Below are 15,365 nucleotides of genomic sequence, written 5' to 3' on the forward strand. Positions count from 1 at the left end.
ACGATGATCGATTCCTTGATCGAACCCTCAGTCAGCTCATACGTCACGTCTGAACCCGCTGCTGCCTTCGCGTACGTAATCGTCTCCGACGAACCCCCAGCAGGCTTCTTCCCCTTCTTCGGCCCCACCCCCTTCGGGGCATCCACCGGCGTCACCGACACACTCACCCCATTCGAGGTCGCCGCAACGGCCCCCCGTGGATGCATCCTTCCCGAACACCGGCTTCAACGGGTGGTTCTTCGCCTTCGTCGACGGCGCCATATCCGCACCCGCGACCGAAGCCTTCGCCGCACTCGGCGCGTCCGATGCGGACGCCGTCGTCAAAGCGAGATCAATCGGGGTATAGCTGCCATCCGGCTGAGGAGCATTCACCGGCTCCAGCTTCTGGACCGCGGTCTTCGACCCGTCCGGATTGTCGTACACGTTGTACATCAACGACCGGTCACTGATCGTCGACTTCGCCGGATCGAAACCACTCGAGTTCTTCGGCACCACCGGTTCGTCCTCGACCGGCACCACCGATTCCGCCGGAGGATTCCCCATATCCCCCACCGAACCAGGATCAAGAGCAGGCGGCGACCAGCCGCTATCAGACAACGGCGGCACGTTCGTCGTATCGATCGGCTTCGAATTTGCCGCGGGCGGCGGAGGAGGGGCAGCAGACACTACCACCTGCATCACACCGATACTCACGGCCAACGCCAGAACGAAAATGACAAGACGACGCAAAGCGATAATGAGCTTCCGCACAGCCAGCCGCACTTCCGAGTGACGGCGGTCTCACTTCGCCGATTGCGGGTGATCGTGCGACCACCATCAACTCGATGTAGAGAAGAAGGTTCACGCGCCAGGCCCGGCCGATTGTCACAGATCGACCGCTCGGCCACCGGCTTTCATCACCGCATCGTGAATGATCGACCGGGCTCCCATTAGGCTGGGGAGCATGGCTGACTTTGATGTAGTTGTTCTGGGTGCTGGTCCCGGTGGATACGTCGCTGCGATCCGCGCATCGCAGCTGGGCCTGAAGGCCGCCGTCGTCGAACTGAAGTACTGGGGCGGCGTGTGCCTCAACGTCGGCTGCATCCCCTCGAAAGCACTGCTGCGCAACGCCGAGCTCTCGCATCTGCTGCAGCACGAGAAGGACAAGTTCGGCATCACCGGCGATGCGTCCATGGAGTACGGCCCGACCCATGCCCGCTCCCGCCAGGTCTCCGCGGAGATCGTCAAGGGCGTGCACTTCCTGATGAAGAAGAACAAGATCACCGAGATCGACGGCTGGGGCACGATCACCTCCCCCACGTCGATGGACGTCAAACTGAACGACGGTGAGACCAAGCAGATCACCTTCGACAACCTCATCATCGCCACCGGCGCGACCACTCGGCTGATCCCGGGCACCGAGCTGTCCGAGCGGGTCGTCACCTACGAGGAGCAGATCCTCGACGACCAGCTCCCCGAGTCGATCATCATCGCCGGGTCCGGCGCCATCGGCGTCGAGTTCGCCTACGTCATGAAGAACTTCGGCGTCGACGTCACGATCGTCGAGTTCCTTGACCGCATGGTCCCCACCGAGGACGCCGAGATCTCCAAGGAGCTCGCCAAGCACTACAAGAAGCTCGGCGTGAAGGTCATGCTCGGCACCAAGGTGGAGTCGATCGACGACTCCGGGGACAAGGTCAAGGTCACCGTCTCCCCCGCCGAGGGCGGCGATCAGCAGGTGCTGGAGGCCGACAAGGTGCTCCAGGCCATCGGGTTCGCGCCGCGCCTGGAGGGTTACGGCCTGGAGTCGATCGGCGTCGAGACCACCGACCGCGGCGCGATCAAGGTCGACGAGCGGGGCCGCACGAACGTCGACAATGTCTACGCGATCGGCGACGTGACCGGCAAGATGATGCTCGCGCACGTCGCCGAGGCGATGGGCGTCGTGGCCGCCGAGACCATCGCGAACGCCGAGACCATCGAGATCGACTTCGACATGATCCCGCGGGCTACCTACTGCCAGCCGCAGATCGGCTCGTTCGGCTACAGCGAGGAGCAGGCCAAGGACAAGGGCTTCGACGTGAAGACCGCGAAGTTCCCCTTCTCGGCCAACGGCAAGGCCAAGGGCCTGGGCGACACCGTCGGCTTCGTGAAGGTCGTCGCCGACGCCAAGCACAACGAGATCCTCGGCGCGCACATGATCGGCCCCGACGTCACCGAGCTGCTGCCGGCGCTGACGCCCGCCCAGAAGTGGGATCTCACCGCCGATGAGGTCGCCCGCAACGTCTTCGCCCACCCGACCCTGTCTGAGGCCGTGAAGGAGGCCGTCGAGGGCATCGCCGGCCACATGATCAACTTCTAGCTCGCGCGGCGCGCCTTGCGGATCAATGCCTGCAGCTGGTCGTTGGTGATCGGGTCGGCGTACTCCTTGATGCCGTAGGTCGACGACGCGCGGGCGATCCGCGCGACGTCACCGGGCGCGATGCCGTCGGCGATCCAGACGACCTCGTTCTCGGGCAGGAACAGCACGAGCTCGGCGCCAGTGCCGCGGCGGTAGCGCACCCGCGAGGCGTAGACGCCTCCGCGGATGTCGGTCAGCGCGACCGTCTTGGTGGCGCCGCGGCTCCGTTTCACCCCACGGGTCAGCCGGGTGCTCCCGACCGTGACCCAGGTCCCGGAGCTGATCACCAGCGGAAAGCAGACCATCAGCACGCCCAGCGGCACCGCGAGCACCAGCGCCAGAATGAGCTGGCTCGTGAGTACCGGACGCTGATCGGTCAGCAACCGGACCAGCACCCAGATCAGCGGCGCCGCCAGAACGACGGCGCCGGTCGCCACCGTTGCTGAGTTCTCGCGCATCGGATGGTCGCGTACGACGAGCGGCCGCTCGTCGGTGTAGGGATTGGGCTGCGCCGGCAGGTCCTGCAGCACGCTGCTCTGGGATTCGGTCACGGACGACCAGGGTAGCGGTACGGCGGCGGTGCTCCGCGGGAAGCGAGGTGCGCGATCTCGCGCATCCGAGCCTTCGCCGCGCCCCAGCCCCGCACCCGCTCTACGTGCCGGAACCCGCGCTGTTGCCGCGCGTCGACCTCGACGTCAAGCATGCCGAGCATCCGTAGCAGGATCGCGAACGGCAGCACGATCCACTGCAGCAGCGACTCGAGCAGGAAGAGCGGCGTCACCAGCAGTGCCGGGATCATGAATGGGAACACCAGGACGAACCACAGCAGGCCGAGGACGGCGGAGACCGGATCGTCCCCGACGCTGTTCGCCGGGCCGGTCGGCACCAGATCCCATGCGGACGACGTCCACTCGCGGGTCCGGCTTCGCCACGGCATCCACCGGCGACCGATCACCGTCTTCACCGGAACGCCGCTCGGTGTCGGCGCCATCACGTCCATCCGTCGCTTTCCCTTCACACAATCTCGAGCCCCGGTGTCCTTGGAGTTCCTCGGAGCGCGCCGGGTTCCTGCCGGGCACGCGGTCGCGAGAACCGCAATCACTACGATGGGCGGCATGATGCTCACCCCCGCCGACGGCTTGCGGTGGCTCATCGACGAGATCGGCAACGGCGGGGTGGCGGTCCTCTGCGGTGCGGGACTGTCCACGGACAGCGGTATCCCAGACTACCGGGGTCCGACGTCACGACCGCGACGTCAGATCACCCTGCAGGAGTTCAGCCGGTCCGCCGCGTTCCGGCAGCGCTACTGGGCCCGATCCTACGTGGGCTTCGAGAAGTTCGAGGTGGCCGGGCCCAATGCCGGGCACCGCGCGCTGGCTGACCTGCAGCAGCACGGGTACGTCGGCGGCATCATCACCCAGAACGTCGACGGTCTGCAGCAGGAGGCCGGGTCGGTGGGCGTTATCGATCTGCACGGCCGCATCGACGAGGTGATCTGCATGGACTGCCGGCAGGTCACGACTCGCGAAGCACTGCAGGCCCGGCTCGCCGAGGCCAACCCGGGGTTCCTGGAGGTCCACGACGGTGCGATCGCACCCGACGGCGATGCCGACATCGAGAGCACCGAGGGCTTCACCGTCGTCGACTGCTTGGTGTGCGGCGGCCGCTTGAAGCCGCACGTGGTGATGTTCGGCGAGACCGTTCTGCCGGAGAAGGTGCAGGCCAGCTACGACGTGGTGGACGCCGCGGAGATGCTGCTGGTCGTGGGATCGAGCCTGCAGGTGCAGAGCGGGCTGCGGTTCGTCAGGCGGGCGCACGGCGCGAAGCCGATCGCGATCATCAACCGCGGCCACACCCGGGGCGACTCGATGGCCGACCTGCGGCTGGACGCCGGAGTCAGCGAGACGCTGTCCGCGATCGCCGACGCGCTTCCCAGTCATCACTGAGAACCAGCGGCTATTCCCCATAGAAGAGGCGCTCGGCCACCTGACGGGCGCGGCGGGTCTTGCGCGCGTAGTCGTCCAGGAACTCTTCGCTGGTGACCGAGTCAGGATACTGCGCGAGCCGCGCCACGCCGACGAGGTCCTTTGGGGGCCGCGGCAGCTCGTCCGATGCCTTGCCCTTGGCCAGCATGTTGGCGGCGCGGCACAGCGACACCAGTCGCCACGACTCGGCCAGCGCCACCGCGTCGTCACTGCTGATCAGGCCCGCCTCGACGGCCCCGCGCAGCGCGGGGAGCGTCGAGGTCGTGTGCAGCTGGGGGTGATCGTGGCCGTGCTGCAGCTGCAGCAGCTGGACCGTCCACTCGATGTCGGACAGCCCGCCGCGCCCGAGCTTGAGATGGCGCTTCGGGTCGGCGCCGCGAGGCAACCGCTCGGTGTCGACCCGCGCCTTGATCCGCCGGATCTCGATCAGCTGCTCAGGGCTCAGTCCCCCTTCTGGGTAGCGGATCGGGTTGATCAGCTGGATGAACCGCGCTCCGAGGACGACGTCCCCCGCCGCCGGCCGGGCTCGCAGTAGCGCCTGCATCTCCCATGGCTGGCTCCACCGCTCGTAGTACTCCCGATACCCGTCGAGCGAGCGGACGAGCGCGCCATTTCGTCCTTCTGGGCGTAGGTCGGCATCCAGGCCGACCGCCGGGTCCGCGCCGGGCTTGGCCAGCAGACTGATCATCAGCTCGATCGTCTGCAGCGCGATCCCGCGAGCCTCGTCCGCGTCGGCGCCCGGCCGTACATCGTAGACATACATGACATCGGCGTCCGAGCCGTACCCGAGCTCGGCGCCTCCGTAGCGGCCCATGCCAATGACGGCCAGGTCGCAGGGGAAGTCACCCATGCCGATGCCGCGCTCCAGGCCGACTTCCTTTGCCGCCACCGACAGGGCCGCCCGGATTGTCGCGTCGGTGAGCGCGGTCAGCGCGCTGCCGACGTGCAGGATGTCGGCGCGGTGCAGGATGTCGGCCGAGGAGATCCGCACGAGCTCATGCCTGCGGATCGACCGGATGGCCGCGATCGCCTCTTCGGGGGTGCCCGCCCTGCCGGCAGCCGCGAACATCTTCATCTCGATCGCAGTCTCCATCCGCGGCTCGAGCTGCGAGGACTCGGCGAACATCTGAATCGCCTCGGGAGCGCGCCCGAGCAGGCCGGCGACGTACTTGCTCGATCCCAGCACCTTCGCCAGCCGGCCGCTGACGGCACCGGTGTCGCGCAGCAGCCGTAGATACCACGGGGTGCGGCCCAACTGCTCGGAGACCTGGCGGTAGGCGAGGACGCCGCCGTCCGGGTCGGGGGCATCGGCAAACATCGACAGGATCGCGGGTAGCACGATGCGCTGCAGTGCCGCGGTCCGGCTGGTGCCGGTGGTCAGTGCCTCGACGTGCTTGAGCACTCCCTCAGGCCGCTCGAAGCCCAGCGCTCGCAGCCGCTGCACTGCCGCCTCTGTCGTGAGCCGCAGCGCGTCTCCGGGCACCGCGGCGACCGAGGACAGCAGCGGCCGGTAGAACAGCTTCTCGTGCAGCCTTCGCACCTCGCGGGCATGGCGCTCCCGGTCGGCCAGCAGCGCCTTGACCGGATCGCCCTCGTACTGCAGCGAACGCGCCAGCGCGAGCAGCTCGTCCGGGTTCTCCGGCAGCAGGTGGGTGCGCCGTAGCTGGGTGAGCATCACGCGGTGCTCGAGGGTGCGCAGGAAGCGGTAGGAGTCGGCGAGCTTACGTCCGTCCTCGCGCCCGACGTACCCGCCGGCGGTCAGCGCAGACAGCGCCTCGAGGGTCGCCGGCTCCCGGATCTTCTCATCGGCCCGCCCGTGGACCATCTGCAGAATCTGCACCGAGAACTCGATGTCCCGCAGCCCACCCGGTCCCAGCTTCAGCTCCCGGTCGGCGAACTTGTCGGGGATGTTCTCCTCGACCCGTCGACGCATCGCCTGGACGTCCTCGACGAACCCGTCCCGCTCGGCTGCCTGCCAGCACTGCGCTGCGATCTCCTCCATGTACTGGGCCCCCAGTGCCGGGTCCCCGGCGATGGGCCGCGCCTTCAGCAGCGCCTGGAACTCCCAGGTGCGCGCCCACCGCTTGTAGTACGAGCGATGGCCGTCGAGGGTGCGGATCAGCGCTCCCGCCTTGCCTTCGGGACGCAGCGCGGCGTCGACCTCCCACGCGATCTCCTTGCAGATGCGCATCATGGCCGAGGCCCAGGTCGCGCCGTTGCGCATCGCGACGTCCTCGGAGGTCTCCCCCACCGGCTCCCCGACGTAGATCACGTCCACGTCCGAGATGTAGTTCAGCTCGTGCGCGCCGCATTTGCCCATGCCGATGACGGCGAGGCGGACGCCGGCCGCACGCTCCTCGAGCTCGGCGGCCGCGACTGCCAGAGCGGTCTGGATGAGCGCACCGGCCATCTCGGAAAGGTGGTCGGCAGCACTCTCGACGCTGAGCTCACCGACCAGGTCGCGGCTCGCGACGTCCAGCAGTGCACGCCGGTAGGCCGTGCGCAGCAACCGGATTGCCTCTGATCCGGTCGTCGTCGCGAGCTGACCACTTTCGCCGGTATACGGGCGATCGAGGTCGGCCCCGACCGAGCTGGCGATCCCGTCGAGCAGCTCCTTGAAGGACTCAGGGCGGTCCCGCAGCAGCTCCCACTGCCCGCTGTTGGCGCACATCCACTCGCCCAGGGCGCGCGAGCTCCCGAGGACGGCGACGACCCGGCGGGCGACCTCCGCATCGGAGCGCAGTGTCGGGATCAGCTCCTCGTTGCCGGCGGCCTCGGCCAGCCGGGCCAGCAGCAGCGCGGCCTGGTCGGGGTCGGCGGCGTCCGACACGAGCCGGACGATCCGCTCGGCAGCGGCATCGGCGAACCCGCCGTCCTCGGTCACCAGCCCGAGCGGCCCCAGGAATCGCGTGGCGCGATCGGGATCGGTGAAGTCCAGGCGGGCGATCGGCTTGCGGCGCTGTCGTCCAGTGTCGACTGCCCGCCGCGGCCCGGACGAGCTCATCGGTCTGTGCCGGTGGCGATCTCGGCGAACTTGCGGATGAACGGTGCCCAGACCTCTTCGAGGTCGGGATGCACGATCGCGTAGCGCTCCAGCAGCCGATCGGTGTCGAATCCCTTGCGCTGCAGCGCTTCCTTGTTGTCCCGAATCCAACCCCCGAAGATCTCGGGGGTGGTCTCGATGTGGAACTGCATCGCCCAGATGTTCTTGCCGACGCGGAAGGCCTGGTTCTCGTACAGCGGACCACCCATGAGGTGGACGGCGTCCGGCGGTAGCTCGCTGATCACCTCGCCGTGGAACTCGATGACGTCAGGCGCCATCGGCAGGGTGTCGAACAGCTCGTCCTGATACGAGATGTCCTTGCGGCCGGCCTGCATGGCCCCGATCTCCATGCCGTGCTCGCCCTTCTCCACGACGCCACCGAGGGCGTGGGCGAACACCTGCGAGCTCAGGCACAGACCTAGCGATGGGAACTGCGCCGCGGCGGCCTGCTGCACGAGGTCGATGGTCTGCGAGCGCCACTCGAACTTGCGGTCCGACCGGGTGGACTGGCCACCGCCGAGCATGATCATGCCGGCGTACTCGCTCAGGTCCTCCGGCAGCGGATCACCGTCGTACGGGCGAATCACCTCGGTCGGGTAGCCGGCCTCGCTGAGCCAGTCCAGGATCGTGCCGGCAGGCGACACGGGATCGTGCTCGATGATCGCGATCGGCTTCGTGGTCATCAGAGCACCCCGAGGAAGGATTCGAGCTCGAACGGCGTGACGCGGGCGCGGTACCCGGCCCACTCCTGCCGCTTGTTGCGCAGGAAGTAGTCGAAGACGTGCTCGCCGAGGATCTCGGCCATCAGGTCGGACTCCTCGAGGCAGGTCAGCGCCTCGTAGAGGTTGTGCGGGAGCTCGGCGAAGCCCATCGCCTTGCGTTCCCGGGAGGTCAGCTGCGAGACGTCCTCCTCGGCGCCCGGCGGGAGCTGGTACTCCTCCTCTATCCCCCGCAGTCCCGCGCCGATGAGCACGGCGAGGGCGAGGTAGGGGTTGCACGCGGGGTCGGGCGAGCGGACCTCGAGGCGGGGGGGGCTGGGCTTGCCGGTGCTGTACTGCGGGGCCCGGGTCAGCGCAGAACGGGTGGCGGGCCCCCCGCAGATCCACGCCCGGGCCTCGGAGATCTCGCCCTCGCCCTCGAAGGCGTAGATCCGCTTGTAGGAGTTCACGAACTGGTTGGTGACCGCGGTCAGCTCCCGGGCATGTCTCAGGATGCCAGCGATGAAGTGCCGCGCGGTCTTGGACAGCGACAGCTCGTCAGTCGGGTCGTGGAAGGCGTTGTTCTCGCCTTCGAACAACGAGATATGGGTGTGCATGCCACTTCCGGCGTACTGCGTGAACGGCTTGGGCATGAAGGTCGCGTAGACGCCCTCCTGCAGCGCGACCTCCTTCATCATGTGCCGGAAGGTCATGATGTTGTCAGCGGTGGTGAGCGCGTCGGCGTACCGCAGGTCGATCTCCTGCTGGCCGGGTGCCACCTCGTGGTGGCTGAACTCGACCGAGATCCCCATCGCCTCGAGCGCGCTGACGGCGCGGCGGCGGAAGTCGTGCGCGACCGCGTGCGTGGGCATGTCGAAGTAGCCACCCTTGTCGACCGGCCGTGGCGGTTTGCCCAAGGCGGGATCGTCCTCGAGCAGGAAGAACTCCATCTCGGGATGGGTGTAGCACGAGAAGCCCATGTCCGAGGCCTTCGACAGCACCCGGCGCAGGACGTGGCGCGGATCGGACCAGGACGGCGCGCCGTCCGGCATCTTGATGTCGCAGAACATGCGGGCGGTGTCCGAGGGCTCGCCGTTCTCCAGCGGGATCACCTGGAAGGTGGTCGGGTCGGGGTGGGCGACCATGTCGCTCTCGGTCACGCGGGCGAACCCCTCGATGGCCGAGCCGTCGAAGCCGATGCCCTCCTCGAAGGCCGACTCGAGCTCGGCCGGAGCGATGGCTACTGCCTTGAGAAAGCCCAGGATGTCGGTGAACCACAGCCGCACGAACTTGATGTCGCGCTCCTCGATGGTGCGCAGGACGAACTGCTGCTGACGATCCACGTTGCTCCTCCTACGACGGTCCTCAGGGGCAACTCTAGCTACTTCTTGCCGCCGGCCTTCCACGTCTCCCACGGCACGTTCCAGTCGCCCCAGCCATCTCCCGGCTTCAGGTCGGCCTCGGTGCCGGTGATGATGACGATGTCGCCGTACGAGGCGTTCTCGTAGAACCACTTGCCGTTGTCCATGCTCAGGTTGATGCACCCGTGCGAGACGTTGCGCACCCCCTGGTCGGCCACCGACCAGGGCGCGGCATGTACGAACTCGCCGGACATGGAGATGCGCGTGGCGTACGGGACCTCCTCGTAGTAGCCGTCCGGGTGGTCGGTCGGCAGGCCCCAGGTGGAGGAATCCATGATCTTCATCTCGTACTTCTCCTGCACGACGTGCACGCCGCTCTGGGAGGGGTACTTCGGCTCGCCCAGCGACGCCGGCATGGTGCGCACGAGCTGACCGTTCTTGTAGGTCTTCAGCTGGAGGTCGGAGTTATCGATCTCCGAGACCATGGCATCGCCGACGGTGAAGCTGGTGGAGTGGTTCTCCTGGCCGTACAGGCCGCCGCCGAGGTCCTTGCCGTAGATGTCGACCTCGAGGCTGACGGTGGTACCGGGCTGGTAGAAGTTCTGCGGCCGCCAGTGTGCCTGCTTGTCGGAGAACCAGTACCAGGCTCCCTCGACCGGCGGGTTCGTGGTGACCTTCATGTGCTGCTCGGCGGCGGCCTTGTCGGTGATCGGCTCGTCGAACTTCACGATCAACGGCATCCCGACGCCGTAGGTGTTGCCCGGCTTGCCGGGGATCGTGGTGACCTTGGTCTGGTTGTTCGGGACGACGGTCTGGATGCTGCCGGTGTACTGCTCCTCCACGCCCTGGACGCTGACCGTCTCGGCGTTCACGGTGTAGGTGCGCGCGTAGCCGAGCAGCTCACCGGAGGTCCAGGTCAGCCCGTCCGGCGACAGCGTGCCCTGCACCTCGTTGCCGTCGTTGTTGGTCACCGAGATCGAGGTGATGATGCCCTTGCTCGCGTTCACGACGAGCGGGGTCAGCGGGTTGACGCCGGTCGAGCCGTCCGGCGGCGTCAGCGTCACCGCCGTAGCCTCGGGCTCCTTGGTTTTCTTGGGTGCCGCGGAGGTCTGCTCGCCGGCGCTGCCCTCGTCTTCCGATCCGGTGGTGCACGCGGTCGCGACGGCGAGGCCGAGAACGCACAGCAGCACCAGGACGATCCGGGTAATCGGGGAGGTTCGATTCATCGCTTTCCAGACGCGCGGGGTCGGTGACTCGGCGTCACCCGGGCAGGGGGTTGCCTGCCCGCAGGCAGACACACAATGAGCCATTCTCCCACAGAATGCGCGCCGCGCACGGTGGTTCAGGTCGCTATCACCGGGCCGCGGGCGGCGCCCGCGATCACGGCCCTGGCCTCCACCAGCGACGGCCCGTACCAGGTGAGGTAGCGCCCCTCGAACAGTGCGCAGCGCCGTCCGGGGAAGGCCTCCGGGCCATCGCGCAGGCTGAAGGGGTACGGTTCGTCGGGAAGCAGGATCAGCTCGGCGTCCACCGCCGGGTCGGTCCGCGGGTAGCGGGGCTCGGTGACCACGTTCACCAGCCCGAGACGCTCGATGAGGTCACCGGAGAAGGTGTGCGAGCCGACCGCCATCCACGGCTTGCGCCAGATGAAGCAGACGGTGCGGACCCCGTCCAGCTGGGGTACGGGGCTGGCCCACACCCGCGCCGCCGTATCGAGCCACGCGGGGCGGCGCAGCGCCAGTGCGTCGAGCATCGCTCCGATGGAGCGCAACGCCTCATCGAGCGTGTTGGGGTCGGTGACATAGACGGGGACACCCGCGGCGACGAGCGCGTCGACGTCCTCGCGCTTGTTCTCCTCCTTGTTGGCGACGACGACGTCGGGGCGCAACGCGACGATCCGGCCGATGTCCGGCTTCTTCGTTCCGCCGATGCGCGACGCCGTCAGACCGTGCGGATGAGTGCACCAGTCGGTCACGCCGACGAGGAGCTCGGGCGCGTCGTACGCAATGGACTCGGTCAGCGACGGCACCAGGCTGACCACCCGTCGGATCTCGCCGAGCCGCACCTCGCGGCCGAGGTCGTCAGTGACGATCGGCATCGCGGACCACGTCCAGCCGCAGTTCGGGCTTGACCGGGTCCGCCTCGAGCACTTCCACCTGGACCGTCTCGCCGAGCTCCGCCGAGCCGCGGGCCCGCGCCCGCACGGCGGGGTTCTCGAGGACGACGGTGACGTCCTCCTTCCCCGCGCCCACGACGACGGCCGGGAAGCGCTCGCCGACAGAGTCCTGCAGCAGCAGCGCCTCGACCGAGTCGATGATGGCGTTCTCCAGGCGACGCTCGACGTTGCCCGTCTGGCTCATGACCTCCGGCAGCTTGGGGAGCGCGTCGATGACCCAGCCGGGTACTGCCTCGCCGGCACTGACCGCGAGGCATACCTCGGCGCCGTACCGATCGACCAGTCGCCGCAGCGGGGCGGTGACGTGCGCGTAGACCGCGCCGATCGCCGCGTGCACCGATTCGTGCGGGTTCCCCTCGGTGAAGGCCAGGTAACCGGCTCCGCGCAGCAGGTGCCCGGCCTGCTCGATGAAGGCGACGTTGCGCGCTACCCCGCGGTCGAGGCTGTCGAGGACGTCGGAAGGATAGGCGCCGTCGGGCCAGTGAATGCCGAGCAGCTCCGCGGTCGTGCGGACTCGCTCGAGGGTCTCCTCAGCAGCCGGCGGCAGGGTGCGCAGCAGGCCGGTCCCGGCGTTCACCATCATCGTCGCCGCCGCCATGCCGGTCATCAAGGAGATCTCGGCGTTCCACAGCTCGCAGGGCAGCTGGCTGCGGTAGGCGAGCTGCCAGCCGTGCTCGCCGTGCTCGACGACCTGCTCGGGCAGGTTGAGGTTGATCGCGTGCCGCTCGCTGGCGAGCTGGATGCGTTTGGGGCCGACCTCGGCCAGTAGCGCGAGCGACGGGTGGGCGGCGCCTGCCTCGAAGTCCTTCTGGGTCTGCTCGTAGTCGAGCTGCGCGATGCTGCGCACCTTCGTGCGGCGTACGGTCGCGCCGGTCACCTGGCCGTCGGCATCCAGGCGCATCTCCCACAGCGCTGCCGGACGCTCCTGTCCCGGCAGCAGGCTGGCGGCGTCCTCGCTGAGCTCCGTCGGGTGAAGAGGAACTCGCGTGTCGGGGCTGTACAGCGTCTGCCCGCGCCGCCATGCCTCCTGGTCGATCGCGCCCCCCGGGTCGACGAACGCCGCGACGTCGGCGATCGCATAGCTGACGAGGTAGCCGTCGTCCTCGCGGGCGATGTGCACTGCCTGGTCGAGATCCTTGGCGCCGACCGGGTCCAGGGTGACCAGCGGCAACGCCGTGTCGTCGGAGTCGGGCAGCCGCGGGTTCGCGGCTGCCTCACGTGCCTCTGCGATGGCCTCGGGCGGGAACTGGTCGCGCACCTCCAGATCGGCGCGTACGCGCGGAAAGTCAGCGCCCCGAACAGAGCGGCGAGTGCTCACCTACTGGCCCTCGTCGTCCTCGTCCTGACCCCAGCTGTTCCACTCGCGGTCCTCCTCCTCCAGCCGCTCCTCGCGCTCATGCAGCGCAGTGAGCCCGTTGGCAGCCTCCTCGGGAGTGTCGTAGGGACCGAGCCGCTCGTTAGCCTTGGCCTCGCTGGCCCGGATCACCTTGCCGTCGCTGATGCGCAGCCACCACTTGTCGTCGCTGTCGGACATGCCAACCCTCCTCGAGTGTGCGGATCCTCCCCACCCTAGCCAAGTCATGGGCGCGGCGAGACCGCCTGCGGTCGCGGTCGGTGGAGTGGCGCGGATGAGCCGGGCTGTACGCCGGATCCTGTCCCCGGGCACCTCGCGGTGCACCGATGGGCGACCATCCATCTAGGCCTGCCGTCGCCGGCAGGCTCCAGCGGCCTACCCGCCAGCTCGGGCGAGCAGCCCTCGGGCGCTGGCGCAGCCGCGCGGCGGACCGCACGGCCTCTCGGCCTTGCTCCGGGTGGGGTTTACCGAGCCGCCCCGGTCACCCGGGGCGCTGGTGGTCTCTTACACCACCGTTTCACCCTTACCTACCTCGCGGCAGGCGGTCTGTTCTCTGTGGCACTGTCCCGCGGGTCACCCCGGGTTGCCGTTAGCAACCACCCTGCTCTGTGGAGTCCGGACGTTCCTCGAGCGGCCTGCGCCGCTCGCGATCGCCCACCCGGCTCATCCGCGAGATGCAGTCTAGTCGCAGCCTACGGCCGACGTGTGCCGCTCGACCCAGCGATGACCGTTGACGCAACACGGCCTAGTCATCGCGAAGGGCGCGCCGCATGATCTTCCCGGTGACGGTCCGCGGCAGGTCCTCCACGAACACAATCTGGCGGGGTACCTCGTGCGCGGCGAGCCGGCTGCGGACATATGCGCGCAGCTCCTCGACCAGCTCATCGCTCCCGGCGGACTGGTCCCGCAGTACGACGAACGCCTTCGGCACGTGCCCGCGCTTCTCGTCCGGGACACCGATCACCGCGGCGAGCGCGACGGCGTCGTGCGCGCTGAGACAGTTCTCGATCTCGGTGGGCCCGACGCGATAGCCCGAGGTCTTGAAGACATCGTCCTTGCGTGACTCGAACCAGACGTAGCCATCCTCGTCGATGCGGCCGAGATCTCCCGTGAGCAGCCAGTCCCCGTGGAACTTCTCCTTGGTCGCCTGGGGGTTGCGCCAATACTCGATCATCACCAGCGGATGGTTGCGGTCGACGACGATCTCACCCACCTGGTCGACGAGCTCGTTGCCCTCGCCGTCGATCACCGAGACCTTGTTGCCCGGTCCGGCGCGGCCCACCGACCCCGGGCGGCTCGGGTAGACCTTGGAGCTGTGGCAGCACAGCCCGTTCATCTCCGTCTGCCCGTAGGCGTCATTGACGTCGCACCCGAAGAAGTCGCGCGTCCACTGGTAAAGGCCGGCGCTGAACGGCTCACCACCGGAGGCCAGCGCCCGGAAGGCGAACCCGCCGCCCTCGAGGCCCGAGGAGCGGATGCCCCGGATCGCGGTAGCGGGCAGCAGGCTCAGGGTGACCTTGTGCTCGCGACACAACCAGACGGCCCGCTCGGGGTCGAAGCCCTCCTGCAGATCCACGATGATCGGTAGCCCGTAGAACCAGGCCGGGACCAGGATGTCCATGAGCCCCGCGATCCAGGCCCAGTCGGCGACCGACCAGAGGACGTCGTCCGGCTCGGGGTAGAAGTCGTAGGCCGCCTCGAACATCGGGATCTGTCCGAACACGATGCGGTGCGCATGCAGCGCCCCCTTCGGGTTCCCGGTCGTCCCTGAGGTGTAGATGAGGAAGGCGGGGTCCTCGGCGAGCGTGTCGACCGGCGCTGCCTCGTCCGACTCGGCCGCGAGCACAGCGTAGAAGTCGTCCTCGCGGCCCTCCCCCGCACCGATGACGATCACGACGACGTCCGAGCCCTCCCCGAGCGCCTCCCGCACCGCTTCCTCGTTCTTCGCGGTCACGATGACCGCCTTGGCGCCGGAGTTCTCGAACCGGTACTGGAGCGCGTCCGGTCCGAACAGCTGTGAGATGGGCAGGGCGATGGCGCCCATCCGCCAGATGCCCATGAAACTGACCGCGGTCTCGATGGACTGCGGATTGATGATGGCGACGACGTCGCCTCGTCCGATTCCCCGGGAGCGCAGCGCGTTGCCGACCTGGTTCGCCATCTTCTTCACGTCGCCGAAGGTGTAGTCCTGGGACGTGCGGTCCGGGTTGACCGTCGTCATCGCCCGCGCCTCGGGATCGTGCTCGTCGACACACGCGACGCCGAGGTTGAAGTGCTCCGGGATCTGCATGGTCGAGTGGTCGATCTGCGCGTGCATCTCCTCGTACGAGCTCACGCGCTTCATGAATGGTGCTCGGGTCATCTCGTC

Annotated in this window: 13 protein-coding genes and 1 other RNA gene; 2 read left to right on the forward strand and 12 right to left on the reverse strand. The window is 68.0% G+C overall.

Annotated elements, in window-relative coordinates; genetic code table 11:
- Positions 1 to 36: 36 nt before the first annotated feature.
- A complete protein-coding gene (locus DAA40_RS03080; RefSeq protein ID WP_158716201.1) occupies positions 37 to 750 on the reverse strand; it encodes a hypothetical protein in 714 nt (237 codons plus the stop codon).
- Positions 751 to 943: 193 nt separating this feature from the next.
- On the opposite strand from DAA40_RS03080, the gene lpdA reads away from it, so the two are divergent.
- On the forward strand, positions 944 to 2,341 hold the full coding sequence (lpdA, locus tag DAA40_RS03085) for a dihydrolipoyl dehydrogenase (RefSeq protein ID WP_106848241.1): 1,398 nt from the start codon (positions 944 to 946) through the stop codon (positions 2,339 to 2,341).
- Here the strand turns inward: lpdA and DAA40_RS03090 are convergent.
- On the reverse strand, positions 2,338 to 2,931 hold the full coding sequence (locus DAA40_RS03090; protein ID WP_106848242.1) for a hypothetical protein: 594 nt from the start codon (positions 2,929 to 2,931) through the stop codon (positions 2,338 to 2,340). The two genes, lpdA and DAA40_RS03090, sit on opposite strands and share 4 nt — an antisense overlap.
- Positions 2,928 to 3,398: a hypothetical protein gene (locus DAA40_RS03095; protein ID WP_158716202.1), complete on the reverse strand. Its 471-nt coding sequence runs from the start codon at positions 3,396 to 3,398 to the stop codon at positions 2,928 to 2,930. The genes DAA40_RS03090 and DAA40_RS03095 overlap by 4 nt, the downstream gene beginning before the upstream one ends.
- Positions 3,399 to 3,495: 97 nt before the next feature.
- On the opposite strand from DAA40_RS03095, the gene DAA40_RS03100 reads away from it, so the two are divergent.
- Positions 3,496 to 4,326, forward strand: a complete 831-nt coding sequence (locus tag DAA40_RS03100) for a Sir2 family NAD-dependent protein deacetylase (RefSeq protein ID WP_106848244.1) — start codon at positions 3,496 to 3,498, stop codon at positions 4,324 to 4,326.
- A gap of 10 nt (positions 4,327 to 4,336) precedes the next feature.
- Here the strand turns inward: DAA40_RS03100 and DAA40_RS03105 are convergent, their stop codons facing one another.
- The 9 genes from DAA40_RS03105 to DAA40_RS03145 form a co-directional block, all read right to left on the reverse strand.
- Positions 4,337 to 7,369 carry a bifunctional [glutamine synthetase] adenylyltransferase/[glutamine synthetase]-adenylyl-L-tyrosine phosphorylase gene (locus DAA40_RS03105; protein ID WP_106848245.1) on the reverse strand — a complete coding sequence of 1,011 codons (3,033 nt, stop codon included), beginning with the start codon at positions 7,367 to 7,369 and terminating at the stop codon, positions 4,337 to 4,339.
- Positions 7,366 to 8,091 carry a type 1 glutamine amidotransferase gene (locus DAA40_RS03110; protein WP_106848246.1) on the reverse strand — a complete coding sequence of 242 codons (726 nt, stop codon included), beginning with the start codon at positions 8,089 to 8,091 and terminating at the stop codon, positions 7,366 to 7,368. Before DAA40_RS03110 ends, DAA40_RS03105 begins: the two co-directional genes overlap by 4 nt.
- Entirely contained in the window at positions 8,091 to 9,449 is a 1,359-nt protein-coding gene (locus tag DAA40_RS03115; protein ID WP_106848247.1) for a glutamine synthetase family protein, read from the reverse strand. Before DAA40_RS03115 ends, DAA40_RS03110 begins: the two co-directional genes overlap by 1 nt.
- 38 nt (positions 9,450 to 9,487) lie before the next feature.
- On the reverse strand, positions 9,488 to 10,693 hold the full coding sequence (locus DAA40_RS03120; RefSeq protein WP_158716203.1) for an Ig-like domain-containing protein: 1,206 nt from the start codon (positions 10,691 to 10,693) through the stop codon (positions 9,488 to 9,490).
- A 116-nt stretch (positions 10,694 to 10,809) separates the two neighbouring features.
- Positions 10,810 to 11,565, reverse strand: coding sequence for a helical backbone metal receptor (locus DAA40_RS03125; RefSeq protein ID WP_106848249.1), 756 nt, complete (start codon positions 11,563 to 11,565; stop codon positions 10,810 to 10,812).
- The gene (locus DAA40_RS03130; protein WP_106848250.1) at positions 11,549 to 12,961 is read right to left on the reverse strand and encodes an RNB domain-containing ribonuclease; all 1,413 of its coding nucleotides are present in this window, start codon (positions 12,959 to 12,961) and stop codon (positions 11,549 to 11,551) included. The genes DAA40_RS03125 and DAA40_RS03130 overlap by 17 nt, the downstream gene beginning before the upstream one ends.
- Positions 12,962 to 13,177 (reverse strand): hypothetical protein, encoded by a 216-nt coding sequence (locus tag DAA40_RS03135; protein ID WP_106848251.1) that lies wholly within the window; start codon positions 13,175 to 13,177, stop codon positions 12,962 to 12,964.
- Positions 13,178 to 13,268: 91 nt separating this feature from the next.
- Positions 13,269 to 13,663, reverse strand: an RNA gene (gene rnpB, locus DAA40_RS03140) — RNase P RNA component class A.
- A gap of 79 nt (positions 13,664 to 13,742) precedes the next feature.
- Positions 13,743 to 15,359: an acyl-CoA synthetase gene (locus DAA40_RS03145; RefSeq protein ID WP_106848252.1), complete on the reverse strand. Its 1,617-nt coding sequence runs from the start codon at positions 15,357 to 15,359 to the stop codon at positions 13,743 to 13,745.
- Positions 15,360 to 15,365: the final 6 nt, after the last annotated feature.

Source organism: Blastococcus sp. Marseille-P5729, from assembly GCF_900292035.1.
In the GTDB taxonomy this organism is placed as follows: Bacteria; Actinomycetota; Actinomycetes; order Mycobacteriales; family Antricoccaceae; genus Cumulibacter.